The organism is Paraburkholderia antibiotica (assembly GCF_012927125.1).
GTDB lineage: Bacteria > Pseudomonadota > Gammaproteobacteria > Burkholderiales > Burkholderiaceae > Paraburkholderia > Paraburkholderia antibiotica.
Genome location: NZ_JABBFZ010000001.1, coordinates 274,641 through 300,109 on the forward strand (window position 1 = coordinate 274,641; position 25,469 = coordinate 300,109).

Consider the following 25,469-nt stretch of genomic DNA (forward strand, 5'->3'; position numbering starts at 1 on the left):
ATGATCGAAATACGCAATATTTCCCAGCGCTTTGCCGGACCCCGGGGTTGGGTCGAAGCGCTGCACAACGTCAATCTGTCGATTCCGGCAGGCGAGGTGTTCGGCATCATCGGCCGCAGCGGCGCGGGCAAGAGCACGCTCGTGCGCACCATCAACCTGCTGACGCGCCCGTCCGAGGGCAACATCGTCGTCAACGGCCGCGATCTGACGACGCTGCCCGCCGCGCAACTGCGCGACGCGCGGCGCGAGATCGGCATGATCTTCCAGCACTTCAATCTGCTGTCGTCGCGCACCGTGTACGAGAACGTCGCGTTGCCGCTCGAACTGGCCGGCATGAAGCGCGACGAAATCGAGGCCAACGTGCTGCCGCTGCTCGATCTGGTCGGGCTGTCGGCGCAGAAGGACCGTTATCCGGCGCAGATCAGCGGTGGTCAGAAGCAGCGCGTCGGCATTGCGCGCGCGCTCGCGAGCAAGCCGAAGGTGCTGCTTTCGGACGAAGCGACTTCGGCGCTCGATCCCGAAACCACCCGCGCGATTCTCGAACTGCTCAAGCGCATCAACCGCGAACTGAACCTGACGATCGTGCTGATCACGCACCAGATGGACGTGATCAAGCAGGTCTGCGACCGTGTCGCGGTGCTCGACGCGGGCCGCGTGGTCGAAGAGGGCAAGGTGATCGACGTGTTCCTGCAGCCGCGCCACGAAGTCACGCGCGCGCTGATCGGCGACGTGATCGCGCAGGAACTGCCGCCGGCGCTGAAGGCGCGTGTCGCGCAACGGCTGAAGACCGGCAACGGCCATCTGCTGCGCCTCGCGTTCACCGGTTCGGGCGTCGACCAGCCGATCCTGTCGGAGACGATTCGCCGCTACGAACTCGACTTCAACATCCTGCACGGCCAGATCGACGAGATCCAGGGGCAGGCGTTCGGCTCGCTCGCGGTGCTCGCGGGCGGCGAACCGACGAAGGTCGCGCAGGCGATGACGTTCCTGCGCGAACAGGGTGTGGTGGTGGAGGAGCTGTCGCATGTTGAGTGAAATGTTCGATATGTTCGTCCAGTCGTTCTGGGAAACGCTGGTGATGGTCGGCGTGTCCGGACTGATTGGCGCGGTGGTGGGCGTGCCGCTCGGCGTGCTGCTGTATCTGACCGATCGGCAGGGCGTGCTCGAAAACGTCGCGGTGAATCGGGTGATGGGCGTGATCGTCAATGCGGTGCGCTCGACGCCGTTCATCATCCTGCTGGTCGCGGTGATTCCGTTCACGCGGCTCGTGGTCGGTTCGTCGATCGGCACGGCCGCTGCGATCGTGCCGCTGACGATCGCCGCCGCGCCGTTCATCGCGCGGCTGGTCGAGACCGCGCTGCGCGAGGTCGATCGCGGTCTGATCGAGGCTGCCCAGGCGATGGGCGCGACCACCGGCCAGATCGTCTTCAAGGTGCTGCTGCCGGAATCGCTGCCGGGCGTGATCGCCGGTTTGACGATCACGTTCGTGTCGCTGGTCGGCTATTCGGCGATGGCCGGCGCGATCGGCGGCGGCGGTCTTGGCGACCTCGGCATCCGCTACGGCTATCAGCGCTTCCTGCCGGAAGTGATGCTGATCGTCGTGCTGATCCTGATCGTATTCGTGCAGTTGGTGCAGTCGTTCGGGGATTGGCTCGTGCGTCGCCTGAGCCACAAATAAATCAACAAGGGCTGTCGGCACGGCCGCCCATCAGAGGATTCGGAGAAGGTTCGTCATGCAACGTCGCTTCATGCTCAAGCTGGCTGCCGCGCTCGGCGCGGCCTCACTGTTCGCCGCCACCGCGGCGCACGCGGAAGACACGATCAAGGTTGGCGTGACCGGCGGTCCGCACGCGCAGATCATGGACGTCGTGAAAACGGTCGCCGCGAAGAACGGCCTGAACATCAGGATCATCGAGTTCTCGGATTACGTGCAGCCGAACGCGGCGCTCGCCGGCGGCGATCTGGACGCGAACAGCTACCAGCACGATCCGTATCTGCAGGCGCAGGTGAAAGACCGCGGCTACAAGCTGATCCGTATCGCCGATACGGTCACGTATCCGATGGGTATCTATTCGAAGAAGGTGAAGACGCTCGCCGAGTTGCAGCCGGGCGCGAAGATCGCGGTGCCGAACGATCCGACCAACGGCGGCCGCGCGCTTCTGCTGCTGCAGAAGCAGGGGCTCGTGAAGCTGCGCGCCGATGCGGGCCTGAAGGCGACGCCGCTCGATATCGTCGAGAATCCGCGCAAGCTGAAGATCGTCGAACTCGACGCCGCGCAGATTCCGCGTTCGCTGAACGACGTCGACGCCGCCGCGATCAACACCAACTTCGCGATGGAAGCGGGCCTGAAGCCGAAGCAGGACGCGATCGCGATCGAAGATCCGAAGGGGCCGTACGTGAACATCATCGCGATCCGCGAGGCCGACAGGAACAAGCCTTGGGTCGCGAAGCTGGTGGCGGCGTACCACTCGCCGGAGGTGAAGCAGTTTGTGGAGAGCAAGTTCGGCGGATCGGTGATCACTGCGTGGTGATGTAACGGCCCGCGACCTCGCAAGAAAATGACGGCAACTCGGACAGCAATGCAGACAGCGATGCGAATTAGAGGTCTGAGTCGGAACCCGGGGTTGTCGCCCGGGTTTTTTAGATATTAAAATAGAACGATCGTTCGATATTGCCGTCACGCCGCTGAGGAGCGATATCCTTCCGCTAATGCGCCCGCGACAGAGGCTGCCATGAGGGCAGTCGTTATAATGTTTGGCGGGTTGACGTATTCGTAACTTTGGAGCGTGTGCATGAAAATTCTGGTGCCAGTGAAAAGAGTGGTCGACTACAACGTGAAAGTCCGCGTGAAATCGGACGGTACGGGCGTCGACATTGCGAACGTAAAGATGTCGATGAATCCGTTCGACGAAATCGCCGTGGAAGAGGCGGTGCGTCTGAAGGAAGCCGGCGTCGCGACCGAAGTGATCGCCGTGTCGGCTGGCGTCACGCAAGCGCAGGAAACGCTGCGCACGGCGCTGGCGATCGGCGCGGATCGCGCGATCCTGATCGAATCGAACGAAGACCTGCAGCCGCTGGCTGTCGCCAAGCTGCTCAAGGCGCTGGTCGACAAGGAACAGCCGCAACTGGTGATCCTCGGCAAGCAGGCCATCGACGACGACTCGAACCAGACCGGCCAGATGCTCGCCGCGCTGGCGAACCTGCCGCAAGCGACGTTTGCGTCGAAGGTTGTCGTAGCCGACGGTAAGGCAACGGTGTCGCGCGAAGTGGACGGCGGCGCGGAAACGCTGTCGCTGAAGCTGCCGGCTGTGGTCACGACCGATCTGCGCCTGAACGAGCCGCGCTACGTGACGCTGCCGAACATCATGAAGGCGAAGAAAAAGCCGCTGGAAACGATCAAGCCCGAAGATCTCGGCGTGAACGTCGCGCCGCGTCTGAAGACGCTGAAGGTCGTCGAGCCGCCGAAGCGCTCCGCCGGCGTGAAGGTGCCGGACGTGAAGACGCTGGTCGAGAAGCTGAAGACCGAAGCCAAGGTGCTGTGAGGAGACGCTAAAAAATGACGAATCTGGTAATTGCAGAACACGACAATACGTCGATCAAGGCCGCGACGCTGAACACCATCGCGGCGGCCCAGAAGGTCGGCGGTGATATTCACGTGCTGGTTGCAGGTCACAACGCACAGGCCGCGGCGGACGCCGCTGCGAAGATCGCCGGCGTTAGCAAGGTGCTGCTGGCCGACGCGCCGCAACTCGAAGCCGGCCTCGCGGAAAACGTCGAAGCGACCGTGCTGAACATCGCCAAGGATTACTCGCACATCCTCGCGCCGGCCACCGCCTACGGCAAGAACATCGCTCCGCGTATCGCCGCGAAGCTCGACGTCGCGCAGATCAGCGACATCACCGCAGTGGATTCCGCCGACACGTTCGAGCGTCCGATCTACGCGGGCAACGCAATCGCCACCGTGCAATCGGCTGACCCGATCAAGGTCATCACGGTCCGCTCGACGGGCTTCGACCCCGTTGCAGCCGAAGGCGGCAGCGCAGCGGTCGAGAAAATCGAAGCGGCAGCCGACAGCGGCATCTCGCAGTTCGTGAGCCGCGAAGTGACGAAGCTGGACCGTCCGGAACTGACGAGCGCGAAGATCATCGTGTCGGGCGGCCGCGGTCTCGGCAACGGCGAGAACTACACGAAAGTGCTCGAGCCGCTGGCGGACAAGCTCGGCGCGGCGCTGGGCGCATCGCGCGCGGCAGTCGATGCGGGCTTCGTGCCGAACGACTATCAGGTCGGCCAGACCGGCAAGATCGTCGCGCCGCAGCTGTACGTGGCGGTCGGCATCTCGGGTGCGATCCAGCATCTGGCCGGCATGAAGGACTCGAAGGTGATCGTCGCGATCAACAAGGATGAAGAAGCACCGATCTTCAGCGTCGCCGATTACGGCCTCGTCGGCGATCTGTTCACTGTCGTGCCGGAGCTCGTGAAAGAACTCGGCTAAGCGCCGCGGCGCCGGCAAGCCAGGGCAACCCGGCAGCGGCCGCTGACAGCAGCCAGGCAAAGGGCGCCGGACCGACCAGGTCCGGCGCCCTTTTTTCATCTCAAGGGAGGAGTACACAATGAGCTATACGGCGCCCATCAAGGACATGCTGTTCGTGATGAAAGAACTGGCCGGACTCGAAGACATCGCGAAGCTGCCCGGTTTCGAAGACGCCAACCTCGACACCGCGCAAGCCGTGCTCGACGAGTCGGCGAAGCTGTGCGGCGAAGTGCTCGCGCCGCTGAACGTCGAAGGCGATCGCAATCCGAGCAGCTGGAAGGACGGCGTCGTTACCGCGACGCCGGGTTTTAAGGACGCGTTCCGCCAGTTCGCCGAGGGCGGCTGGCAAGGCGTGCAGCATCCGCTCGACTACGAAGGGCAGGGCTTGCCGAAGCTGCTCGGCACGCCGTGCGTCGAAATGCTGAACGCGTCGAATCTGTCGTTCGCGCTGTGTCCGCTGCTGACCGACGGCGCGATCGAAGCGCTGCTGACCGCCGGCAGCGAAGCGCAGAAGCAGACCTTCGTGCCGAAGCTGATCTCCGGCGAGTGGACCGGCACGATGAACCTGACCGAGCCGCAGGCCGGCTCCGATCTCGCGCTCGTGCGCACGCGCGCCGAGCCGCAGGCCGACGGGTCGTTCAAGCTGTTCGGCACGAAGATTTTCATCACGTGGGGCGAGCACGACATGGCGACGAACATCGCCCATCTCGTACTGGCGCGCACGCCGAGTGCGCCCGAAGGCGTGAAGGGCATTTCGCTGTTCCTCGTGCCGAAGTTTCTGGTCAATGAAGACGGTTCGCTCGGCGAGCGCAACGACGTGCATTGCGTGTCGATCGAACACAAGCTCGGCATCAAGGCGAGCCCGACCGCGGTGCTGCAGTTCGGCGATCACGGCGGCGCGATCGGTCAGTTGATCGGCGAAGAGAATCGCGGCCTCGAATACATGTTCATCATGATGAACGCCGCGCGTTTCGCGGTCGGCATGCAGGGCGTGGCGATCTCGGATCGTGCGTATCAGCACGCGGTCGCGTATGCGAAGGAGCGCGTGCAGAGCCGGCCGGTCGACGGTTCGGCGAAGCAGTCGGTCGCGATCATCCAGCATCCGGACGTGCGCCGTATGCTGTCGACGATGCGCGCGCTCACCGAGGCATCGCGCGCGCTCGCGTATGTCGCGGCCGCGCATTGCGACGTCGCGCATCGCGATCCGGACGACGCGACGCGTGCGCGTCATCAGGCCATCTACGAATACCTGGTGCCGATCGTGAAGGGCTGGAGCACGGAGCTGTCGATCGACGTGACGAGCCTCGGCGTGCAGGTGCATGGCGGCATGGGCTTCATCGAGGAAACCGGCGCCGCGCAGTACTACCGCGACGCGCGCATTCTGCCGATCTACGAAGGCACCACCGCGATTCAGGCCAATGACCTGATCGGCCGCAAGACGCTGCGCGATGGCGGTAAGGTCGCGAAGGAGCTGCTCGCCGGCATCGCGCAGACCGTCGATGCGCTCGGCGCGCATCAGGGCGCGGCGTTCGCGTCGATGAAGACGCAGCTCGCGCACGGACAACGCGCGCTGGGCGCCGCAGTCGATTTTGTGCTCGCGAATGCCAAGGGCGACCCGAACGCGGTGTTTGCCGGCAGCGTGCCGTATCTGAAGCTCGCGGGCATCGTGCTCGGCGGCTGGCAGATGGCGCGCGCACTGCTCGCCGCGACGGCGAAGCGCGACGAGGATCCGGCGTTTTATGGCGCGAAGATCGCGACCGCGCAGTTCTACGCGGAACACGTGCTGCCGCAGGCGGCCGCGCTCGAAGTGGCGATCGTCAGCGCGAAGGGTGGCGAGGGCGTGCTGGCGTTGTCGGCGGATCAGTTCTGAGCGTGCGCAGTCGACGCAGGTATCGAGCCTGATGTTCGAGCCTGATGAAATGCAAACGGCGCCTTGCGAGGCGCCGTTTGTTTTTGCCGTGGTAGTTTTACCGCTTGCGTGGGCGGCGGCGGTTTGCCGTCGCCCGCATGCTCATTTTGAGTCGTCACTCAGGCATAAGCCGGCCGATGTTCTCCCGCGGTTTCGCCGAGATAGCGATGCACCGACAGATCGTCCGCGCGGATGGCCGGCTGCTTGCCCGACATCAGATCGGCGAGCAGTTGCCCCGAGCCGCACGACATCGTCCAGCCGAGCGTGCCGTGGCCGGTGTTCAGGAACAGGTTCGGCACCGGCGTACGGCCGACGATCGGCGTGCCGTCCGGCGTCATCGGCCGCAGACCGGTCCAGAACGTCGCCTTCGACGTGTCGCCGCCGCCTGGGAACAGATCGTTCACGCACAGTTCGAGCGTTTCGCGACGCGCCTGGCGCAACGATTTGTCGAAGCCGACGATCTCAGCCATCCCGCCGACGCGAATCCGGTCGTCGAAACGCGTGATCGCGATCTTGTAGGTCTCGTCGAGCACGGTCGAGACGGGAGCAGCCGCCGCATCGACGATCGGCGCGGTGATCGAATAGCCCTTCAGCGGATAGACCGGAATCTTCACGATGCCGTCGAGGAAGCGCGTCGAGTACGAACCGAGCGCGACGACGAACGAATCCGCCCGCACCAGCTCGCTGCCGCACTGCACGCCGGCGATGCGGTCGCCGGCCATCGCAAGCGCGTCGATCGACGTGTTGTAGCGGAATTTGACGCCGAGTTCTTCGGCGAGCGCGGCGAGGCGGGTCGTGAACATCTGGCAGTCGCCGGTTTCGTCGCCCGGCAGACGCAGGCCGCCGGTCAGCTTGTGCGACACCGCGGCGAGCGCCGGTTCGGCCTTCGCCAGTTCGGCCGCCGACAGCAGTTCGTACGGCACATTGGCGTCGCGCAGCACCGCGATGTCTTTCGCGGCGCCGTCGAATTGCTGCTGGGTGCGGAACACCTGCAACGTGCCGCCGGTGCGGCCTTCGTAACTAATGCCGGTGTCGGCGCGCAGCGCCTGCAGGCAGTCGCGGCTGTATTCGGCGAGCCGCACCATGCGGCCCTTGTTGACCGCGTAGCGCGACGCGGTGCAGTTCTGCAGCATTTGCCACATCCATTGCAGCTGGAACGCGCTGCCGTCGAGTCGGATCGCGAGCGGCGCATGCTTCTGGAACATCCACTTGACGGCCTTCAGTGGCACGCCCGGTGCAGCCCACGGCGATGCATAGCCCGGCGAGATCTGGCCGGCGTTGGCGAAGCTGGTTTCGAGCGCCGGGCCGGCCTCGCGATCGATGACGGTGACTTCGTGACCTGCGCGCGCCAGATAATACGCACTCGTCACGCCGACGACGCCACTGCCCAAAACGACGACTCGCATAGCTGCTCCAGGGATTCGGAAAGAGAGTGAGGGCACGGTTTTCGTCGTTGAATTCGGTCTGATTCGTCTCGACGAGCTGTAACGCGAGGTGAAATGCGTTTTGCCCAGTGTTAACCGCTATACTATTTATAGTCATGTAGGTTTTGTTATCGTATTTTTCCAGATTTCAGAAAAAACACCATGCGTACACAGCGCCAGCCCGTGCGGGCTCTCGACAAGCTGGATCACAAGATCCTGCGGCTGTTGCAACAGGACGGCCGGATGGCGATGAAAGACCTCGCGGAGCAGGTCGGGCTGTCGGTGACCCCGTGCATCGAGCGGGTCAAGCGGATGGAGCGCGACGGTGTGATCACCGGCTACTACGCGCGTGTGAATCCGGCCGAACTGGGCGCGGCGCTGCTGGTGTTCGTCGAGATCACGCTCGACCACAAGAGCGGCAACATGTTCGACCAGTTCCGGCGCGAGGTGCAGAAGATCCCCGAGGTGCTCGAATGCCACCTCGTGTCGGGCGATTTCGACTACCTGATCAAGGCGCGGATCGGCGAAATGGCCGACTACCGCAAGCTGCTCGGCGACATCCTGTTGCAACTGCCGGGCGCGGTGCAGTCGAAGAGCTATGTGGTGATGGAGGAGATCAAGGAGACGTTGACGATTCCGGTCGGCGAATAGATGGGGACTTAGGACTTACGGAGCGGCGCTCGTAGGCGTTGGGCATCGCCCGGTTGGACTAACGCGGCACTCGACAAACGGCGTAAACACTGTATATTTATACAGGTGTTTTGCGCCGTTTTTGTTGTTAGTGCCCAGCGCTTCCTGCCCCGTTTTTCTGCCCTCGTGTGCCTCGCCGTGGATACCCCCGACACTCCTGACGTTCCGGAATTTCCGATCGCACCGCCGGCGCCTCGCAAGGGGCGCGGGGCGGTCGCGAATCTGCAGGGCCGCTATGAAGTCGACCAGCGTGAAGCCGTCGACGATGGCTGGCAGGCGGCCGAAGAAGACGGCGAACCGAAAGCGCTGCGCACGCAGGTGTTCGAGGAGCGCGCCAAAACCATCCTCACGCGCAACGCGTCGCCGGATATTCCGTTTTCCGTGTCGCTGAATCCGTATCGCGGTTGCGAGCACGGTTGCATCTACTGCTTCGCGCGGCCCACGCACAGTTATCTCGGGTTGTCGCCGGGGCTCGATTTCGAAAGCCGCATCTACGCGAAAATCAATGCGCCGGAGCTGCTCGAGCGGGAGTTGTCGAAGAAGTCGTATGTGCCGGAGCCGATCGCGCTCGGTGTCGCCACCGACGCATGGCAGCCGGCCGAACGCGATCTGCGTCTCACGCGCCGCGTGATCGAAGTGCTGAGCGAGCGCAATCAGCCGTTCGCGGCGATCACCAAGTCGTCGTTGATCGAGCGCGACATCGACCTGCTCGCGCCCATGGCCGCGCGCGGGCAGTTCATGGCGGCGATCACGATCACGACATTGGATGCCGACATTGCGCGCACGCTCGAACCGCGCGCGGCCACGCCGTCGCGTCGGCTACGCGCCATCCGCACGCTCAGCGAGGCGGGCATTCCGGTCGGCGTCAGCATTGCGCCCGTGATTCCATTCGTCACCGAACAGGATATGGAGCGCGTGCTCGAAGCCTGCGCGGAAGCGGGCGCGAGCAACGCCAGCTATATCGTGCTGCGCTTGCCATGGGAAGTCGCGCCGCTATTCAAGGACTGGCTCGCCGCGCATTTCCCGGATCGGGCCGAGCGCGTGATGAACCGGGTGCGCGATATGCGCGGCGGCAAGGACTACGACTCGTCGTTTGCGAAACGCATGAAAGGGGAAGGCCTGTGGGCCGACCTGCTCAGGCAGCGCTTTCACAAGGCCGTGCGCCGCCTCGGGCTGAACGAGCGCGAGCGCGGCATTCTCGATATGTCGCACTTCCGGCGGATCGAGCCGTCGGTTGCGGCAGGGCAGGCTACGGCGTCGGAGCGGGACAATCCGCAACTACGGCTTTTCTGATGCGTGTGAAGCGCCGCTGCCGATGCCGGTGCAGCGCGACGCATGCCGCTTACTGCGAGATCGCCTTGGCGGCTTCGACCTGACTTTCGAAGTAGGTCTGGAACGACAGCGCGAGACCGGTCATCAGCAGGAACGCGCCGATCAGCAGCGAGAAGATCACGACGAAAATGACCGTCCAGCCGGAGCGGCTTTTGCGTTGCGTGTGGGCGTTGAACTGTTCGTCCCATTTCTGATCCGGCCGCAAGCCATACACGAGCGCGGCAAGAAACGCGGCGAACAGGGAAATGGCGCCGATGGTCGCGAGCACCCAGCCGAGTATCGACGCGCGCTCGGTGGCGATCAGCAGCATCACGCCCGGAATACCGATCAGCGTGCCGAGCAGATGCGCCCAGCCGTAGAGGTCGCGCGTGCCGTACAGATAAAAGCGGTGGGCGCCGAGGCTGCCGAACAGGAACGCCAGGGCGGCGGTAATCGTCTTGGATCTGAAGCGCGGGGAACTCGAAGCAACGGTGGACATAAACGCGTGGGCAGAGTGACAGGCGGTCGAAAGGAGTGCCGCGCGGTGGGGCGCGGACCGACGCGCATTCTACGCCGGTCACGCGCGGGCGGTCACTTCGGGGGCGAGGGTGGGCTATCGGATGGTCGTGAATGACGCGGGCGTGGGGAGCTTTGGCGCTTGCGCGGCGACGAGGAGGTTCCGAGGAACGTCGCTCGACGCGGCATGGGCGAGAGCCTCGGGCTGAACTCGTCGTGGCAGTCCGCCGTTCGTGAGCACGGCCGCGCTGCTCAGCCGCGCGCTCTGTCACATTACGGCGCCGAATACGTCACGCGATAAATCGCGCCGGCCGTATCGTCGCTGATCAGCAGCGAGCCGTCGGGCAGCGGCAGCACGTCGGCGGGGCGACCCCAGACGGCTTCGCCGGGTTGCAGCCAGCCTTCCGCGAAGACTTGCTGGCGCGCGTGGCTGCCGTCCGGATCGGTGATCACGCGCACCACGCGGTAGCCGACCTTCTTGCTGCGGTTCCATGAACCGTGCTCGGCGATGAAGATGTTGTTGCGGTAGTCGGCCGGAAACATTGGACCATCGTAAAAGCGCATGCCGAGTGCCGCCACGTGCGCGCCGAGCGTGACCACGGGCGGGGTGAACTCGCTGCACGGATGGTCTTTGCCGAACTCGGGGTCGGGCGTGTCGCCGCCGTGGCAGTACGGAAAGCCGAAATGCATGCCGGCTCGCGGGGCGTGATTGAACTTGTCGTTGGGGATGTCGTCGCCGAGCAGGTCGCGGCCGTTGTCGGTGAACCACAGTTCGTGCGTGACCGGATGCCACGCGAAGCCGACCGAATTGCGGATGCCGCGCGCGAAGACTTCATAGTGGCTGCCATCCGGATCCATCCGGCCGATCAGCGCAAAACGGTTCGGATCCTTGTCGCAGATATTGCAGGGCGCGCCCTGCGGCACATAGAGCTTGCCGTCCGGGCCGAATGCGATGAATTTCCAGCCGTGGTGGGTCTCGGTGGGCAGCTTGTCGGTGATGACGACGGACTTCGGCGGATCGTTCAGATGGGAATCGATGGCATCGAAGCGGACGATTTTCGACACCGCGGACACGTACAGCGCGCCGTCATGCCAGGCCACGCCGGCCGGCATCTGCAGGCCGGAGGCGATCACGTGGCGGTCCGTCACGCGGCCGTTCTGCAACTCCAGCGCATAGACGTGTCCGTCGAGACTGCCTATATAAAGGATGCCTTTCGGCGACAGCGCCATCGCGCGCGCGCTCGGCACGTCATCCGACAGCACCTCGATATGAAAGCCCGGCGGCAGTTTGATTTTCTCGATCGGCAGCGCGGCGGCCGCGGCTGTCAGCATGGGCGCGGCGAGTAGAACGGCGGCTGCTGCGCGTAGAATCCGGCTTCGCGTTGTGCGGGCGGCGCCGGCAAAGCGCACGAAGAAGGCAAAAAAAGCGGGCAGAAACGGGATGGTCGACGGACGTTTCACGGGCGCTCCCTCAGGAAATTCGGGCGTTTGGGCGGGTTCGCGGGCTTCTCGTGGAAGGCCGGCGCAGCCTCGTCGCTCAGTTTATCCCGGTAAGTGTTTGTTATGGCGTCAGTTTCCCGCTATAATCGCGTGTTTCAGTCGTTCCGAACCCCGGTTTTCAAGGATTCTAGTATGGTCATCATCCGCTTGGCTCGTGGCGGCTCCAAGAAGCGCCCGTTCTACAACATCGTTGCCACCGATTCGCGTAGCCGTCGTGACGGCCGCTTCATCGAGCGCGTCGGCTTCTACAACCCGGTCGCTACGAAGGGCGAAGCCCTGCGTATCGCTCAGGACCGCCTGACGTACTGGCAAGGTGTTGGCGCACAACTGTCGCCGACCGTTGCACGTCTCGTGAAGGAAGCGCAAAAGGCGCAGCCGGCTGCTTAAGATGGCGGCCCGCATGCGTATCGTCGTCGGCGTGGCCGGCGGCTCGCGCAGCTTGCGCGAGCAGTCCGATGCGCAAATTGTTTCACTGATGCAGGTGCCAAAGCTGGCAGCGAAGTTGTCGTTGAGGATATCTCATGTCTGAGCGTGATTCCGGCAGTTCTGGGCGCGCCAAGGCAGCTTCGCGCGCGAAGGCGTCTGGTCAGGCGTCGTTTGGTGCATTCGTCCGCAAACCGGTCGAGCGCACCGAAGACACGGCGAAAGTCAATGTCGCAACCGCCGCTTCCGAAGCTGCAGAAATGCGCGCGGAAACGGCGGCAAGCTGGCCGGCCGATGCGGTCGAGGTCGGCGCAATCGTCGACGCTTATGGTCTCAAAGGCTGGGTCAAGGTAGCCGCGCATGCGGATGCTGGGCGGGGCGGCGACGCCTTGCTGAGCGCGAAGCGCTGGTGGCTGCTGAGAGGCCAGGAGCGCAGATCGGCGCCTTCCTCGCAGGCCAAAACGCATGGCGATAGCGTGGTTGCCCGTCTGGGCGGCGTCGCTGACCGCGATGCGGCGCTGGCTATGCGCGGTTCTCGCGTGTACATCAGCCGCAGCGAATTTCCGGCTCTCGAAGCCGACGAATTCTACTGGGTCGATCTGATCGGCCTGGATGTCGTGAACCTCGCCGGGATTAACCTCGGCAAGGTTGCCGGCATGATCGACAACGGTGCGCAGTCGGTGCTGCGCATCGAATATCCGGCTACCGACAAAACCGGCAAGCCGGTCGCGGACGAACGTCTGATCCCGTTCGTTGGCGTCTTTGTCAAAACGGTGGACCAGGCGGCCAAGCAGATCGTCGTCGACTGGGAAGCCGACTATTGAAATCTTTCGTTGAGTGGGGAGAGCGATGCAGTTCGATGTCGTAACGCTCTTTCCTGAAATGTTCCGCGCGCTGACCGACTGGGGTATCACCAGCCGGGCCGCGAAGCAGGAGCGCTATGGGTTGCGTACGTGGAATCCGCGCGATTTCACCACCGACAACTACCGCACGATCGACGATCGCCCGTACGGCGGTGGCCCCGGCATGGTGATGCTGGCTAAACCGCTCGAAGCAGCGATCGATGCCGCGAAAGCGGCGCAGTCGGAGCAGGGCATCGGCGCGTCGCGTGTCGTGATGATGTCGCCGCAAGGCGCCACGCTGAATCACGATCGCGTGATGAAGTTCGCGGCCGAGCCTGGTCTGATCCTGTTGTGCGGGCGTTACGAGGCAATTGATCAGCGTCTGCTCGATCGTGTCGTCGACGAGGAAGTCAGTCTTGGCGACTTCGTGCTGTCGGGCGGCGAGCTGCCGGCAATGGCGTTGATGGATGCGGTCGTGCGGCAACTGCCCGGCGTGCTCAACGATTCGCAGTCGGCGGTGCAGGACAGTTTCGTCGATGTGCTGCTCGATTGTCCGCATTACACGCGTCCCGAGGAATACGAGGGCGTGCGGGTGCCCGATGTGCTGCTCGGCGGCCATCATGCGGAAATCGAAGCGTGGCGGCGGCGCGAAGCGTTGCGCAACACGCTGAACAAACGGCCCGATCTGATCGTGAAGGCCAGAAAGAACAAGATGCTGAGCCGTGCCGATGAGGCATGGCTCGCAAGTCTCGCGAAGGAAGAGCCGAAGGCCTGAGGCCCCGGTCTTTCGAGCGGACACAAGGCGGTGCCGACCATGCGTGGGCGGTGCCAGATGTGAACCCATCCTCTATCGGGGCCGTAGCCGAGCGCAGCAGGGCAACCTGCGGGAAACCAGCGTGAAGCAGGTACGAACGCCGACAAGATGGATCCAGGAGTCAGTCATGAATCTGATTGCAAAACTCGAGCAGGAAGAAATTACGCGCGTTCTCGGCGAAAAGACCATCCCCGACTTCGGTCCGGGCGACACGGTCATCGTCAGCGTGAACGTGGTTGAAGGTACGCGTAAGCGCGTGCAGGCTTACGAAGGCGTCGTGATCGCCAAGCGTAACCGTGGTCTGAATTCGTCGTTCATCGTCCGCAAGATTTCGTCGGGCGAAGGCGTCGAGCGTACGTTCCAGACGTATTCGCCGCTGCTGGCAAGCATCGTCGTCAAGCGTCGTGGCGATGTGCGTCGTGCAAAGCTGTACTATCTGCGCGAGCGTTCGGGCAAGTCGGCTCGAATCAAGGAAAAGCTGGTCTCGAAGGACCGCGCTGCTTCCCAGGCGTAAATGCTGTAAGAAAAAGCACCCCATGTGGGTGCTTTTTTGTTGGCCAGGTCAAAATAGCGGTATGTCCCCGCTCATCAGAGAGACCCGTTGATCCGCCCCGTCTTTGAGCCCGAAACGCTGCCTGTCGTCGCGACGGGCGCCGATCTGCCCGCGATCGAGGGCGAACGTCTCACGCCCGACGCACTGCGGGCCCGCTTCGAGCGCCAGCTTGCCTGGACGCCCGAAAAAATCGCCGATGCGCCGTGGCGCAATACCGAACTCGATCCGCGTGTGGCCGCTGTGCTGGTGCCCCTGGTCGTGCGCGAGCGCGGCCTCACTGTTCTGCTCACCCAGCGCGCGGACCATCTGAGTGATCACGCCGGCCAGGTGAGTTTTCCAGGCGGGCGCCAGGAACCGTTCGACGCCGACGCAACCGCGACCGCGCTGCGTGAAGCTCAGGAAGAGGTGGGGCTCGATGCGTCGCGTGTGGAAATCCTTGGCGTGTTACCCGACTATCTGACCGGCACCGGCTTTTGCGTATCGCCGGTGATCGGTCTTGTGCATCCGCCGTTCTCGCTGCGCATCGACACGCTCGAAGTGGCCGAGGTCTTCGAAGTGCCGCTCGCGTTTCTGATGAACCCGGCCAATCACGAAGAGCGAGTGTTCCGTTACGAAGGCGGCGAGCGTCGCTTCTTTGCGATGCCGTATCCGCGCGGCGAATTGACGGCGGCACCGGAACTCGCCCACGAGCCAGTTGAGCAAGGCGTGGCGTCGGCCATACCTGCGGCCACATCCGCGGCCACACCCGCAACCGTTCAGAGCGGCCAACATTTCATCTGGGGCGCGACGGCGGCGATGCTGCGCAACTTCTATCGCTTCCTTGCCGCATGAGTCTGACGACCGACCGGGCCGGCAAAGTTGCGTGGACGACGCACTTGTCGGCGGTTTGTCAGCGTGCTTGCTCAGTCGCATCCGACCCTGTGCTATCGTTATAAAACAATCGTAAAAACTTAAAAAGCACGGCGCATCGCATGACTTTTTTCTCCGTATTGCTGGCTCTGATCATTGAACAGGTGCGCGCGCTGTCGCCGAACAATCCGGTGTCCGCGTTGCTTCAATACCATGCGGAGTCGGCGGCGCACGGATTCGATGCCGGCAAGCCGCGCCACGGTCTGCTCGCGTGGCTCGTGGTGGTGGTGCCCTGGACGCTCGCGGTCGCGCTCGTCTACTACGTGCTGTATCACCTCCACTTCATGCTCGCGTTCCTGTGGAACGTCGTGGTGCTGTACTTCACGCTCGGCTTCCGGCAGTTCAGCCATTACTTCACCGACATCCATCTCGCGCTGAACAACGACGACGTGCCGCGCGCGCGCGAAATTCTCAACGAGTGGACAGGGCTCGACACGGTCGACATGCCGGTCAGCGAGATCGTGCGTCATACGCTGATTCACGCGGTGGTCGCGTCGCATCGTCATGTGTTCGGCGTGTTCTTCTGGTTCCTGATTCCGGTGGGGCCCGCGGGCGCGGTGTTGTACCGGTGCGCCGAGTATCTGGCGCGCGCGTGGGCGCAACCGGCCGACGACCGTACCGCCGCTTTTTCGAGCTTCGCGCAGCGTGCGTTCTTCGTGATCGACTGGGTGCCGGCGCGGTTGACGTCGCTGGGCTTTGCGATCGTCGGTAATTTCGAGGATGCGATTTACGCGTGGCGCAATCATGCGCGGCAATGGCCCGACGCAAACGACGGCGTGCTGCTCGCCGCCGGCAGCGGGGCGCTTGGCGCACGTCTGGCCGGCCCGCTTGCCGAACCGTCGAGCCTCGACGCGCTCGCGACCGGCGACGGCGGCCCGATGCAGGTCGGCGACGACTGCACGCCGCGCACGTTGCAGTCGGCGGTGGGTCTGGTGTGGCGCGCGGTGGTGCTGTGGATGATTCTGTTGCTGATGCTGACGATCGCCGTGTGGCTTGCGTGACGCATCCGCGCCTCTCGATGTGATAGCAAGCAAAACAAAAAGCCGGGCATGCCCGGCTTTTTCAATTCCTGAACCTGAAAGCGTGAACCCGAAAGGCGCGACGCCGACATCATCGTCATCGCCAGCGTTACCACCGCGAGCCCACATCATCCCTTCAACGGATCGCGCGCGGTTCCGCATTGCCAGCACACGGTGAACTGCGCCTCGAGCATTTCTCCGCACTGCTGACACTGCCAGCCCGGCGCCCCCGGCGCCGGCCCTTGAGACGCCGCCTCGATCAGGCTCCGCGCGAGCGCCTCGTCGCGCTCGTCGACGAGCCACAGTTCCGGCGCGCACTGATCGGCCGGAATTTCGCCGAGCGCGCCGTTCAGATAGCGGTTGTGCAATTCGCACGCGATGCCCGCGGCCTCCAGCACATTGACCCAATGCTGTCCGATGATCAGATTCGGCGCACGCATCAGCTTCATGTCAGCGGACGATCTGGCTCGCCTCGTGCACGAGCTGCGCATACAGCGTATGCCGCTCGCGGCGGATGCGGCCATCGGCGACCGCTTCGAGAATCGCGCAGCCCGGTTCGTGCAGATGATGGCAGTTGTAGAAGCGGCAGTTCGGCAGCAGCGGCCGGAACTCGGGGAACGCGCGTTCGAGCCGGCCTTCGGTCAGGTGGTGCAGACCGAATTCCTGGAAGCCCGGCGAGTCGATCAGCGCGCCGGCCGTGCCGTTCACGTCGGTGCTGCCAGGTTCGCCAGCTTCACCGTCCACACCGTCGACGGAATCCGGCAACGGATAAAGACGCGTGAACGTGGTCGTATGGCGCCCGCTGTTCAGCGCGGTCGAGATTTCGCGCGTCGCCACTTCGGCGTCCGGGATCAGCAGATTCACGAGCGTCGATTTGCCCATGCCGGACTGGCCGAGCAGCAGGGTCGCGTGGCCTTGCAGATGCTCGGTCAGGGTCACGCGCGCCGCGTCGGGCTGCATGCGGATCGATACTTCGAGCACCGGATAGCCGAGCGCGCGATACGGCTCGAGCCGCCGCCGCGCACCATCGAGCGCGCCGGTCACGTCGATCTTGTTGAGCACGATCAGCGGTTTCAGCTCGTTGGCTTCGGCGGCGACGAGCGCGCGGCCGAGCAGGTCCTCGCTGAAATGCGGTTCGGTCGCGAGCACGATCAGCAACTGGTCGAGATTCGCCGCGAACAGCTTCGACTTGTACTGATCCGAGCGATACAGCAGATTGCGCCGCTCGCCGATCTCGACGATCACGCCCTGGTCGGCGGACGTCGGTTCGTAGATCACCCGGTCGCCGACCGCGACCTCGCTGCGCTTGCCGCGCGGGAAGCATTGCAGCATTGCGCCGCCATCCTCGGGAGCGACCAGATAGTGGCGGCCATGCGAGGCCACCACGAGGCCGCCGACGCGCGTGCCGTGCGCGCCTGCCTGCGCGCGCGGCGCTTTTTTCGGGGCGCGGCCGCTCATGCGTGCCGCAGCAGTCGGTCGATCCGCTGCGACGCCGGCGGATGCGAGTAGTAGAACGCGGTGTAGAGCGGATCGGGCGTCAGCGTCGACGCGTTGTCCTCGTACAGCTTGACGAGCGCGTTGACGAGATCCTGCGCGTCGGTCTGGGTCGCCGCGAACGCGTCGGCTTCGAACTCGTGCTTGCGCGAGCTGAGGCTGCCGAGCGGCGTGACGAAGAACATGAACACCGGCAGCGCGAGGAAGAACAGCACGAGTGCGAGCCCGCTATTGCCGCCGATCAGCGACGGCCGCACGCCGAGCCCTTCATAGAACCACACGCATTGGGACAGCCAGCCGAGCAGCGCGAGCATCACGAGACTGATCGCGAACGTGACCAGCATCCGTTTCATCACGTGACGTCGCTTGAAATGGCCAAGCTCGTGCGCGAGCACCGCTTCGATTTCGCGGCCCGACAGGCGCGCGAGCAGAGTGTCGAAGAAGACGATGCGCTTGCTCGCGCCGAAGCCCGTGAAGTACGCGTTGCCGTGCGCCGAACGACGGCTGCCGTCCATCACGAACAGGCCCTTCGCGGCGAAGCCGCAGCGCTTCATCAGCGCCTCGATGCGGCTGACCAACGCCTCGTCCTTCAGCGGTTCGAACTTGTTGAACAGCGGCGCGATGAAGGTCGGGAAAATCAGCAGGCCAAACATCTGGAAGCCGACCCACACGACCCATGCCCACAGCCACCACAGGCCGCCGGCGCGATTCATCAGCCACAGCACGACGAACAGCAGCGGCAGGCCGAACGCGACGCCGAGCAGCGTGCCCTTCAGGCGGTCGAAGAAGAACAGGCCGCGGCTCATGCGGTTAAAGCCGAAGCGTTGCTCGACGACGAACTGCCGGTAGTAGTCGAACGGCAGGTCGATGGCGCTGGTGATCGCGATGACCGCCGCCACCAGCGCGATCTGGCCGAGATAGCCGCGGCCGAGCCAGTCGGAGATCGCGAGATCGAGCATCTGCACACCGCCCAGCAGCGTGAGCCAGATCAGCACGGCCGCGCCGACGACGATCTCGATCATCGCGAGCCGGGTGCGTTCGATCGTGTAGTCGGCCGCGCGCTGGTGCGCGGTGAGCGCGATGGTGGTCGCGAACTGGCTCGGCACCTGTTCGCGATGAGCGGCGACGAAGCGGATCTGCCGCGACGCGAGCCAGAGTTTGGTGCCGACCATCGCCACGACGGCGATGACGAACAGAGCGGTGAAGTACAGGGTAGGCATCCGGGGATTCCGTGGTATCTATGCGAGAATTATATGTTTCTTCCCGTCTTGCGGCGGGGCGGTACGGTTTTCAGCGGTTTGGTTTGGGTTGGGGGCGGAGACAACGGCAGCGGTTCGTGGTGTCGTTCGAGGTAGTCGCACGAGGCAGCGCGCCGCTGCCGCAAGACTGCCGGGCTGCCGGACCACCTGAGCACGCCCGCCGCGCCGGACCGCACGAAGCCATTTCAAACGAACACACGCCGCGGCACGCGGGTTTCCAGTGAAGCTCGCCGCGCGGCCCTCAGGGTTGCCTTCATGACTGACATCCTCGCATCCACCGAACAGCCGCCGCTCGTACGCAGCGACATGAATCTCGTCTGGCTGGACATGGAAATGACCGGGCTCGAGCCCGACACCGATCGCATCATCGAAATCGCGGTGGTGGTGACGAATTCGACGCTCGACAGGATGGTCGAAGGTCCGGTGCTGGCGATTCATCAAAGCGACGAGACACTCGCGAAAATGGACGAGTGGAACCAGAACACGCATGGCCGCTCGGGGTTGATCGACCGCGTGAAGGCGTCGACGGTCAGCGAGGCCGATGCGGTCGAACAGATCCGCGCGTTCCTCGGTGCGTACGTGCCGCCCGGCAAATCGCCGATGTGCGGCAACTCGATTTGCCAGGACCGCCGCTTCATGGCGCGCTGGATGCCGGATCTGGAGCGCTTCTTCCATTACCGCAATCTCGACGTGAGCACGCTGAAGGAACTGTGCCGCCGCTGGCAGCCGACGATCTACAAGGGCTTCCAGAAGCGCGCGATGCACACGGCGCTGGCCGACATCCACGAGTCGATCGACGAGCTGAAGTACTACCGCGAGCATTTCCTCGTGCCGTCGGCACCGACCCTGGATGCGGCCGCGGGCGACAAATAAACGGAAACCGCCTTAATCCTGCCGCGGAGCGCGCACCGCGCTCTTCGGCCGGAACGCCTTCACCACGTCGGCGTTGGTTTCCACATACGGGCCACCGATCAGATCGATGCAATACGGCACCGCCGCGAAAATGCCCGGCACCTTCACCGCATTGCCCGCGTCCGCGTCGCGCAGACCTTCGAGCGTTTCCTTGATCGATTTCGGCTGACCCGGCAGGTTGACGATCAGCGCCGCATGATCCGCCGTCTCGCGGATCACCGCGACCTGACGCGACAGGATCGCGGTCGGCACGAAATTCAGACTGATCTGCCGCATCTGCTCGCCGAAACCGGGCATCTCTTTAGTGGCGACCGCGAGGGTCGCCTCGGGCGTCACGTCGCGCCGCGACGGGCCCGTGCCGCCTGTCGTCAGCACCAGATCGCAGCCGACTTCATCGACCATCTCGACGAGCGTCGCCGAGATGGTCGGCGCGTCGTCGGCGATCAGGCGGGTAACCACCTGCCACGGCGACGTGAGCGCCGCGCCCAGCCATTCCTGCAGCGCCGGAATGCCTTTGTCCTCGTACACGCCGCTCGACGCGCGGTCGCTGATCGACACGAGGCCGATCACGATTTCATCGGGATGGTTGCGCGGCTGACGTCGCTCAGGCGTCGCGGTCGTCATCGTCGTCGTCCGTGGGGAGATCGGCGTTGTGTGCGTCGTCGGCTTCGTCGTCCGCGCCGGCGGCGTTCTTGATCCACTGGAACAGTTCGCGGAAGTAGCGCGGCGGCTTGCTCTGCTGCGCTTCCTTGCGTGCGTTGCGGATCAGCGTGCGGCCCTGCTGCGGATCGGCGTTCGGATGCTGGCGGATGAATTCGGTCAGCGCGGCATCGTCGGCGAGCAGCTTTTCGCGGGTGCGCTCGATCCAGTGCAGCTTCGCCGTTTCCGACTTGTTGACGCCCTTGTAGGTGTCGAGCGCGGTACGCAGCGCGGCGACTTCCGTCTCCAGCAGCGCGCGCATCACGCGGCCGACGTACTGGACCTGGCGGCGCTTGCCTTCGAAGTCGGTGATGCGGCGAGCTTCGCGCACGGCCTCGTCGAGCTTTTCGGGCATCGGCATGCGCTTGAGCGCGTCTTTCGGCAGCGCGATCAGCTCCGCGCCCAGATCCTGCAGCGCGGCCATTTCGCGCTTGATCTGGGACTTGCTGGGGCGGTCGTAGCCGTTTTCGTCGACTTCCGTCACGACGGATTCGATCGGTTGAATGCGGGTTTTGCGTGTCATGGCGATATTGTAACTTGCCGCGCTGGCCTGGCCGTGAGGCTGCCGGCTCGTGGAGTCGGGCGCAGTGGGTCGAAGCGGGTCAAAGCGGGCCGCGTCGCTCGCGCATGCGGCCTCGCGCGCGGCGGTGCCGCGAATCACAGGTACGGCGTCGCGTACCTTGCTATGATCGCGGGATGCATTTATCCCGCACCCGCGCGCGCCTGCGCCGAACCCGGTGCGCATACCCAGGGCCCGCGCGGCCCCAACAGGACGACAACCACAATGGCAGCAGACATGGACGTCAAGCAGCGCTTTTTTCCGCATACCCAGGATGAGCTGAAGGAAATCGCCTCGGACATCCTTCGTCACGCGAAGGCGCTCGGCGGCACCGACGCCGCAACCGAGATTTCCGAGGGCGACGGCCTGTCCGTCTCCGTGCGGCGCGGCGAAGTCGAAACGATCGAGCACAACCGCGACAAGATGGTCGGCGTGACGGTGTTCATCGGCAACAAGCGCGGCAACGCGAGCACCTCGGACTTCTCGTCTCAGGCGCTGAAGGACACGGTCGCGGCCGCCTACAACATCGCGCGCTTCACCGCCGAAGACGATTGCGCGGGCCTCGCCGAAGCCGAGCTGCTCGAAACTGCGCCGCGCGACCTCGATCTGTATCACCCGTGGAATCTGTCCGCCGACGAAGCCGTTGAAATCGCGCGCCGCGCCGAAGATGCCGCATTCGCGACCGATCCGCAGATCAAGAATTCGGAAGGCGCGAGCGTGTCGGCGCAGCACTCGCAGTTCGTGCTGGCGACCTCGCGCGGCTTCCTCGCCGGCTATCCGTATTCGCGCCACTACGTCGCGTGCGCGCCGATCGCCGGCAGCGGGCGCAACATGCAGCGCGACGACTGGTACACGTCGACGCGCAGCGCCGACGAGCTCGCCGATCCCGAAGCGGTCGGCCGGTACGCGGCCGAGCGCGCGCTGGCACGCATCGGCGCGCGCGGTCTCGACACCCGCAAGGTGCCGGTGCTGTTCGAGGCGCCGCTCGCGGCCGGGCTGCTCGGCGCGTTCGTGCAGGCGACGAGCGGCGGCGCGCTGTATCGCAAGACCTCGTTCCTCGTCGACAGTCTTGGCAAGCCGGTGTTCGCGCCGCACGTGCAGGTGGTCGAAGACCCGCACGTCGCGCGCGCGATGGGCAGCGCGCCGTTCGACGAAGAAGGCGTGCGCACGCATCAGCGCTCGGTCGTGAAGGACGGCGTGGTGGAGGGCTATTTCCTGTCCACGTACTCCGCGCGCAAGCTCGGCATGCAAACTACCGGCAACGCGGGCGGCTCGCACAACCTGTCGTTGCGCAGTTCGAACACGCGCCCGGACGACGACTTCGAAGCGATGCTGAAGAAGCTCGGCACGGGGCTGCTGCTGACCGAGCTGATGGGGCAGGGCGTCAACTACGTGACCGGCGACTATTCGCGCGGCGCGTCGGGCTTCTGGGTCGAGAACGGCAAGATCCAGTATCCGGTCGAGGAGATCACGGTCGCGAGCACGCTGCAGGAGATGTTCCGCCACATCGTCGCGATCGGCGCGGATACGATCACGCGCGGTACCAAGCAGACCGGCTCGGTGCTGATCGAACGGATGACGATCGCGGGGCAGTGAGGGGGAATATAAGCAGGCAATCAGCGGTGGGCCGGTTTGCGGCCGCGCGGATGCGCTCCCGATGCTGGTGAGCGCGCCTCGAAAACAGAAACGCCACGCAACGGCAGGTTGCGTGGCGTTTTTTTTATTCGCGCGGTAGGTGTCGCGAGGACCGACACAGGCGTGCTTGACGCGCGGTACATGCGTGGCAAGTGTCTTGCAAACGCGCGTTAAGCGCGCCCGCCTTCAGACGTCCTTGCGCTGATACGTGACGAACGCGTAGTCGAAGTCGTTCGGCGCGTTCGAGTGATGCGCCTCGCGCGCGATCTCTTCCCACACGGCGCGGTCGATCACGGGGAAGGTCGCGTCGCCGTCGAAGTCGGCGGCGATCTCGGTGACGATCAGCTTGTCCGCGTGCTGCAGCCCCTCCTGATACAGCTGCGCGCCGCCGATCAGAAATGCCTGCGGCGCCTGATCCTGGCCGGCGAGGCGCAGCGCGTCGTCGAGATTGGTCGCGGTGTCGCAGCCCTGATAGCGCCGCGACGCATCGCGCGTGACGACGATGTTGCGACGTCCCGGCAAGGGCCGGCCGATCGATTCGTGCGTCTTGCGGCCCATGATGATGGGCGCGCCCATCGTGGTGCGCTTGAAGAACTTGAGGTCCTCGGGCAGTCGCCAGGGCAACTGGTTGTCGCGGCCGATCACGCCGTTGCTGGCGCGAGCGACGATCAGGGTGAGCGTCGTCATCGAATGGAAAGAGGAGGGTAACCGGGCGATTCTACCCGACCCGCCGGCACGTACCGCCGCGCATGCGGCTTGGGGCGGTGCCGGCGGCGGCTCATTGCCTCACTCGGCCCCACCCAGTCCCATTCACCCCCGCGCCGGCTCATCCGCCGCGAGCGCACCCTTGTCGTCGGTGCCGCCGAGTTCGCGTAGCCCGTGCACGCCCATCAGCCGGTACAGCGTGACGCGCGAGATATTCAGATCCGCGGCGGCCTCCGTCAGTCGATGCCGATGACGCAGCAGCGCCGCCTCGATCGCGCGCTTCTCGGCGGCCTCGCGCGCCTGCGTGAGCGTCATGCTTTCCTGCTCGGTGAAGCCCGCGAGGTCGAGATCGTCGGCGGAGATCAGCTTGTTCTCGGCCATCACGATCGCGCGGCGCACGCGATTGATCAGCTCGCGCACGTTGCCGGGCCAGCCGTAGTTGTAAAGCGCCTCGATCGCCGACGGCGTGAAGCCGCGAATCTTGCGCGCATTGTCGTTCTTGAACTTGTGCAGGATGTGATACGCGAGAATTTCGATGTCCTTGCCGCGCGTGCGCAACGGCGGCTCGTCGACGCGCAGCACGCACAGACGGTGGAACAGGTCGGCGCGGAACTGGCCGTCGCGCATCGCGCCGTCGAGATCGACGTGGGTCGCCGAAATGATGCGCACGTCGACCGGAATCGATTCGCGCCCGCCGAGCCGCTCGATCTTGCCTTCCTGCAGAAAGCGCAGCAGGCTCGCCTGGCTTTCGAGCGGCAGATCGCCGATTTCGTCGAGAAAGAGGGTGCCGCCGTCGGCCGCCTCGACCCGGCCGATCTTGCGCTGGTTCGCGCCGGTGAACGCGCCGCGCTCGTAGCCGAACAGTTCGGATTGCAGAAGATGATGCGGAATCGCGCCGCAGTTGATCGCCGTGAACGGCGCCTTGCGGCGCGGCGAGCGCTCGTGAATCGCCAGCGCGGTGAGCTCCTTGCCGGTGCCCGATTCGCCGGAGATGAACACGCTCGCGTCGGTGTTGGCGACCTTGCGGATGGTGCGAAAGAGCTGCTGCATCGCCTCGCAGGTGCCGACCATTTCCTCGTCGCCCGATTCACCGACGGGCGGCGCGACCTCCGGATCGCACAGCGCGACCATGCCGAACGCGTGGCCGGCCAGATAGTCGATCGTCGCGTGCGCGACTGGCAGCTTCACGAAGTCGAAGCAGTAGTGGCGCACGAGGCGTCGCACGAGCGGATCGTTGAGGCGCTCGTTGGTGGCGAGCGCGATCCAGCCGACCTGCTGCTGGCGCAGGCTGGTCTCGAGTCCGCCGATGTCGCGCGGCGCGAAGCTCGCCAGATCGACGATCCCCGCGCACGCGAGATCGGGCTTCACGAGCCGCCCGAGTTCGTGCGCGGAGCGCGCGGCCGCGACCTGCCAGCCCCGGCTTTTCAGCTGCGCGATCAGCGTTTCGTCGGGCGCGCGCGCGACGTACAGCAACACACGGGCGACGCCGCGTGCCGACGCGGCCGTCCCGCTCGCTCCGGTTGCATGGGCCGCATTGACGCCGCCGCCGGCGGCGATGCCGAGCACGTTCGCGGCGGCGGCAGGCGTCGGCTCGCCGGCTAGCGCCATCGCGTCGGCTTCCGGCGCCTCAGCCGCCGACACATCGTCGCCGGCCGCATCGCGCTCCACCGGCCGCGCCAGCGACAGATGCGATCCCGCTGCCGCCACGGCAGTCACACTGGTCAGATGAGGTGATTCACGCACGTTCGACCTCGCATCGTTGGCA

At 64.7% G+C, this 25,469-nt stretch carries 27 protein-coding genes; 17 read left to right on the top strand and 10 right to left on the bottom strand.

Annotation, left to right across the window (positions count from 1 at the left end):
• The 6 genes from HHL14_RS01290 to HHL14_RS01315 all read left to right on the top strand — a co-directional run bounded on the left by HHL14_RS01290 (position 1) and on the right by HHL14_RS01315 (position 6,401).
• Complete coding sequence (locus HHL14_RS01290) at positions 1 to 1,035, top strand: methionine ABC transporter ATP-binding protein (RefSeq protein WP_169495782.1); 1,035 nt, start codon at positions 1 to 3, stop codon at positions 1,033 to 1,035.
• Positions 1,025 to 1,678 carry a methionine ABC transporter permease gene (locus HHL14_RS01295; protein WP_169495783.1) on the top strand — a complete coding sequence of 218 codons (654 nt, stop codon included), beginning with the start codon at positions 1,025 to 1,027 and terminating at the stop codon, positions 1,676 to 1,678. Before HHL14_RS01290 ends, HHL14_RS01295 begins: the two co-directional genes overlap by 11 nt.
• A 55-nt stretch (positions 1,679 to 1,733) precedes the next feature.
• Positions 1,734 to 2,531: a MetQ/NlpA family ABC transporter substrate-binding protein gene (locus HHL14_RS01300; protein WP_169495784.1), complete on the top strand. Its 798-nt coding sequence runs from the start codon at positions 1,734 to 1,736 to the stop codon at positions 2,529 to 2,531.
• 261 nt (positions 2,532 to 2,792) lie between these two features.
• On the top strand, positions 2,793 to 3,542 hold the full coding sequence (locus HHL14_RS01305; RefSeq protein ID WP_169495785.1) for an electron transfer flavoprotein subunit beta/FixA family protein: 750 nt from the start codon (positions 2,793 to 2,795) through the stop codon (positions 3,540 to 3,542).
• A 14-nt stretch (positions 3,543 to 3,556) separates the two neighbouring features.
• The gene (locus HHL14_RS01310; RefSeq protein ID WP_169495786.1) at positions 3,557 to 4,492 is read left to right on the top strand and encodes an electron transfer flavoprotein subunit alpha/FixB family protein; all 936 of its coding nucleotides are present in this window, start codon (positions 3,557 to 3,559) and stop codon (positions 4,490 to 4,492) included.
• A 118-nt stretch (positions 4,493 to 4,610) separates the two neighbouring features.
• Positions 4,611 to 6,401, top strand: coding sequence for an acyl-CoA dehydrogenase (locus HHL14_RS01315; protein WP_169495787.1), 1,791 nt, complete (start codon positions 4,611 to 4,613; stop codon positions 6,399 to 6,401).
• A gap of 158 nt (positions 6,402 to 6,559) precedes the next feature.
• Here HHL14_RS01315 and HHL14_RS01320 read toward each other — a convergent pair whose 3' ends face one another.
• Positions 6,560 to 7,846 (bottom strand): D-amino acid dehydrogenase, encoded by a 1,287-nt coding sequence (locus tag HHL14_RS01320; protein WP_169495788.1) that lies wholly within the window; start codon positions 7,844 to 7,846, stop codon positions 6,560 to 6,562.
• Positions 7,847 to 8,026: 180 nt separating this feature from the next.
• On the opposite strand from HHL14_RS01320, the gene HHL14_RS01325 reads away from it, so the two are divergent.
• Positions 8,027 to 8,515: an Lrp/AsnC ligand binding domain-containing protein gene (locus HHL14_RS01325; RefSeq protein ID WP_169495789.1), complete on the top strand. Its 489-nt coding sequence runs from the start codon at positions 8,027 to 8,029 to the stop codon at positions 8,513 to 8,515.
• A 177-nt stretch (positions 8,516 to 8,692) separates the two neighbouring features.
• The gene (locus HHL14_RS01330) at positions 8,693 to 9,847 is read left to right on the top strand and encodes a PA0069 family radical SAM protein (protein ID WP_169495790.1); all 1,155 of its coding nucleotides are present in this window, start codon (positions 8,693 to 8,695) and stop codon (positions 9,845 to 9,847) included.
• A 49-nt stretch (positions 9,848 to 9,896) separates the two neighbouring features.
• On the opposite strand, the gene HHL14_RS01335 is transcribed toward HHL14_RS01330, so the two are convergent.
• The gene (locus HHL14_RS01335; protein WP_169495791.1) at positions 9,897 to 10,364 is read right to left on the bottom strand and encodes an NINE protein; all 468 of its coding nucleotides are present in this window, start codon (positions 10,362 to 10,364) and stop codon (positions 9,897 to 9,899) included.
• Positions 10,365 to 10,654: 290 nt separating this feature from the next.
• Positions 10,655 to 11,791: a PQQ-dependent sugar dehydrogenase gene (locus tag HHL14_RS01340; RefSeq protein ID WP_456238709.1), complete on the bottom strand. Its 1,137-nt coding sequence runs from the start codon at positions 11,789 to 11,791 to the stop codon at positions 10,655 to 10,657.
• Between the two features lie 222 nt (positions 11,792 to 12,013).
• Here HHL14_RS01340 and rpsP point away from each other — a divergent pair, with 222 nt between their 5' ends.
• The 7 genes from rpsP (at position 12,014) to HHL14_RS01370 (ending at position 16,423) form a co-directional block, all read left to right on the top strand.
• Entirely contained in the window at positions 12,014 to 12,268 is a 255-nt protein-coding gene (gene rpsP / locus HHL14_RS01345) for a 30S ribosomal protein S16 (protein ID WP_169495793.1), read from the top strand.
• Positions 12,269 to 12,281: 13 nt separating this feature from the next.
• Positions 12,282 to 12,410, top strand: a complete 129-nt coding sequence (locus HHL14_RS33505; protein WP_268966563.1) for a hypothetical protein — start codon at positions 12,282 to 12,284, stop codon at positions 12,408 to 12,410.
• The gene (rimM, locus tag HHL14_RS01350; protein ID WP_169495794.1) at positions 12,403 to 13,128 is read left to right on the top strand and encodes a ribosome maturation factor RimM; all 726 of its coding nucleotides are present in this window, start codon (positions 12,403 to 12,405) and stop codon (positions 13,126 to 13,128) included. Before HHL14_RS33505 ends, rimM begins: the two co-directional genes overlap by 8 nt.
• Before the next feature lie 25 nt (positions 13,129 to 13,153).
• The gene (gene trmD / locus HHL14_RS01355; RefSeq protein WP_169495795.1) at positions 13,154 to 13,921 is read left to right on the top strand and encodes a tRNA (guanosine(37)-N1)-methyltransferase TrmD; all 768 of its coding nucleotides are present in this window, start codon (positions 13,154 to 13,156) and stop codon (positions 13,919 to 13,921) included.
• Between the two features lie 166 nt (positions 13,922 to 14,087).
• Complete coding sequence (rplS, locus tag HHL14_RS01360) at positions 14,088 to 14,474, top strand: 50S ribosomal protein L19 (protein ID WP_169495796.1); 387 nt, start codon at positions 14,088 to 14,090, stop codon at positions 14,472 to 14,474.
• Between the two features lie 87 nt (positions 14,475 to 14,561).
• The gene (locus HHL14_RS01365; RefSeq protein ID WP_169495797.1) at positions 14,562 to 15,344 is read left to right on the top strand and encodes an NUDIX hydrolase; all 783 of its coding nucleotides are present in this window, start codon (positions 14,562 to 14,564) and stop codon (positions 15,342 to 15,344) included.
• A 140-nt stretch (positions 15,345 to 15,484) separates the two neighbouring features.
• A complete protein-coding gene (locus tag HHL14_RS01370) occupies positions 15,485 to 16,423 on the top strand; it encodes a CobD/CbiB family protein (RefSeq protein WP_169495798.1) in 939 nt (312 codons plus the stop codon).
• Between the two features lie 146 nt (positions 16,424 to 16,569).
• Here the strand turns inward: HHL14_RS01370 and HHL14_RS01375 are convergent, their stop codons facing one another.
• Genes HHL14_RS01375 through HHL14_RS01385 form a run of 3 tightly spaced genes read right to left on the bottom strand, consistent with a single transcriptional unit; the run spans position 16,570 to position 19,155 of the window.
• On the bottom strand, positions 16,570 to 16,890 hold the full coding sequence (locus HHL14_RS01375) for a putative signal transducing protein (protein WP_169495799.1): 321 nt from the start codon (positions 16,888 to 16,890) through the stop codon (positions 16,570 to 16,572).
• A gap of 1 nt (position 16,891) precedes the next feature.
• Positions 16,892 to 17,899: a ribosome small subunit-dependent GTPase A gene (rsgA, locus tag HHL14_RS01380; RefSeq protein WP_169495800.1), complete on the bottom strand. Its 1,008-nt coding sequence runs from the start codon at positions 17,897 to 17,899 to the stop codon at positions 16,892 to 16,894.
• Positions 17,896 to 19,155 (bottom strand): M48 family metallopeptidase, encoded by a 1,260-nt coding sequence (locus tag HHL14_RS01385; protein WP_169495801.1) that lies wholly within the window; start codon positions 19,153 to 19,155, stop codon positions 17,896 to 17,898. The genes rsgA and HHL14_RS01385 overlap by 4 nt, the downstream gene beginning before the upstream one ends.
• A 294-nt stretch (positions 19,156 to 19,449) precedes the next feature.
• Between HHL14_RS01385 and orn the strand changes: the two genes are divergently transcribed.
• Positions 19,450 to 20,067, top strand: coding sequence for an oligoribonuclease (gene orn / locus HHL14_RS01390; RefSeq protein WP_169495802.1), 618 nt, complete (start codon positions 19,450 to 19,452; stop codon positions 20,065 to 20,067).
• A gap of 12 nt (positions 20,068 to 20,079) precedes the next feature.
• Here the strand turns inward: orn and mog are convergent, their stop codons facing one another.
• Both mog and yjgA read right to left on the bottom strand, forming a co-directional pair.
• Positions 20,080 to 20,730 (bottom strand): molybdopterin adenylyltransferase, encoded by a 651-nt coding sequence (mog, locus tag HHL14_RS01395; protein WP_169495803.1) that lies wholly within the window; start codon positions 20,728 to 20,730, stop codon positions 20,080 to 20,082.
• A complete protein-coding gene (gene yjgA, locus HHL14_RS01400; RefSeq protein WP_169495804.1) occupies positions 20,711 to 21,328 on the bottom strand; it encodes a ribosome biogenesis factor YjgA in 618 nt (205 codons plus the stop codon). The genes mog and yjgA overlap by 20 nt, the downstream gene beginning before the upstream one ends.
• 261 nt (positions 21,329 to 21,589) lie before the next feature.
• On the opposite strand from yjgA, the gene pmbA reads away from it, so the two are divergent.
• On the top strand, positions 21,590 to 22,960 hold the full coding sequence (gene pmbA, locus HHL14_RS01405; RefSeq protein WP_169495805.1) for a metalloprotease PmbA: 1,371 nt from the start codon (positions 21,590 to 21,592) through the stop codon (positions 22,958 to 22,960).
• 225 nt (positions 22,961 to 23,185) lie between these two features.
• On the opposite strand, the gene HHL14_RS01410 is transcribed toward pmbA, so the two are convergent.
• Positions 23,186 to 23,686, bottom strand: coding sequence for a dihydrofolate reductase (locus tag HHL14_RS01410; protein ID WP_169495806.1), 501 nt, complete (start codon positions 23,684 to 23,686; stop codon positions 23,186 to 23,188).
• 123 nt (positions 23,687 to 23,809) lie between these two features.
• Entirely contained in the window at positions 23,810 to 25,447 is a 1,638-nt protein-coding gene (locus HHL14_RS01415) for a sigma-54 dependent transcriptional regulator (protein WP_329601595.1), read from the bottom strand.
• Positions 25,448 to 25,469 lie beyond the last annotated feature (22 nt).

Coding starts and splice junctions, on each gene's coding strand:
- rimM (WP_169495794.1), top strand. CDS start 12,403: ATGTCTGAGCGTGATTCCGGCAGTTCTGGGCGCGCCAAGGCAGCTTCG.
- HHL14_RS01375 (WP_169495799.1), bottom strand. CDS start 16,890: ATGAAGCTGATGCGTGCGCCGAATCTGATCATCGGACAGCATTGGGTC.
- HHL14_RS01310 (WP_169495786.1), top strand. CDS start 3,557: ATGACGAATCTGGTAATTGCAGAACACGACAATACGTCGATCAAGGCC.
- orn (WP_169495802.1), top strand. CDS start 19,450: ATGACTGACATCCTCGCATCCACCGAACAGCCGCCGCTCGTACGCAGC.
- HHL14_RS01320 (WP_169495788.1), bottom strand. CDS start 7,846: ATGCGAGTCGTCGTTTTGGGCAGTGGCGTCGTCGGCGTGACGAGTGCG.
- HHL14_RS01300 (WP_169495784.1), top strand. CDS start 1,734: ATGCAACGTCGCTTCATGCTCAAGCTGGCTGCCGCGCTCGGCGCGGCC.
- HHL14_RS01385 (WP_169495801.1), bottom strand. CDS start 19,155: ATGCCTACCCTGTACTTCACCGCTCTGTTCGTCATCGCCGTCGTGGCG.
- mog (WP_169495803.1), bottom strand. CDS start 20,730: ATGACGACCGCGACGCCTGAGCGACGTCAGCCGCGCAACCATCCCGAT.
- trmD (WP_169495795.1), top strand. CDS start 13,154: ATGCAGTTCGATGTCGTAACGCTCTTTCCTGAAATGTTCCGCGCGCTG.
- HHL14_RS01325 (WP_169495789.1), top strand. CDS start 8,027: ATGCGTACACAGCGCCAGCCCGTGCGGGCTCTCGACAAGCTGGATCAC.
- HHL14_RS01290 (WP_169495782.1), top strand. CDS start 1: ATGATCGAAATACGCAATATTTCCCAGCGCTTTGCCGGACCCCGGGGT.
- HHL14_RS01315 (WP_169495787.1), top strand. CDS start 4,611: ATGAGCTATACGGCGCCCATCAAGGACATGCTGTTCGTGATGAAAGAA.
- HHL14_RS01295 (WP_169495783.1), top strand. CDS start 1,025: ATGTTGAGTGAAATGTTCGATATGTTCGTCCAGTCGTTCTGGGAAACG.
- HHL14_RS33505 (WP_268966563.1), top strand. CDS start 12,282: ATGCGTATCGTCGTCGGCGTGGCCGGCGGCTCGCGCAGCTTGCGCGAG.
- pmbA (WP_169495805.1), top strand. CDS start 21,590: ATGGCAGCAGACATGGACGTCAAGCAGCGCTTTTTTCCGCATACCCAG.
- rsgA (WP_169495800.1), bottom strand. CDS start 17,899: ATGAGCGGCCGCGCCCCGAAAAAAGCGCCGCGCGCGCAGGCAGGCGCG.
- HHL14_RS01305 (WP_169495785.1), top strand. CDS start 2,793: ATGAAAATTCTGGTGCCAGTGAAAAGAGTGGTCGACTACAACGTGAAA.
- rplS (WP_169495796.1), top strand. CDS start 14,088: ATGAATCTGATTGCAAAACTCGAGCAGGAAGAAATTACGCGCGTTCTC.
- rpsP (WP_169495793.1), top strand. CDS start 12,014: ATGGTCATCATCCGCTTGGCTCGTGGCGGCTCCAAGAAGCGCCCGTTC.
- HHL14_RS01335 (WP_169495791.1), bottom strand. CDS start 10,364: ATGTCCACCGTTGCTTCGAGTTCCCCGCGCTTCAGATCCAAGACGATT.
- yjgA (WP_169495804.1), bottom strand. CDS start 21,328: ATGACACGCAAAACCCGCATTCAACCGATCGAATCCGTCGTGACGGAA.
- HHL14_RS01410 (WP_169495806.1), bottom strand. CDS start 23,686: ATGACGACGCTCACCCTGATCGTCGCTCGCGCCAGCAACGGCGTGATC.
- HHL14_RS01370 (WP_169495798.1), top strand. CDS start 15,485: ATGACTTTTTTCTCCGTATTGCTGGCTCTGATCATTGAACAGGTGCGC.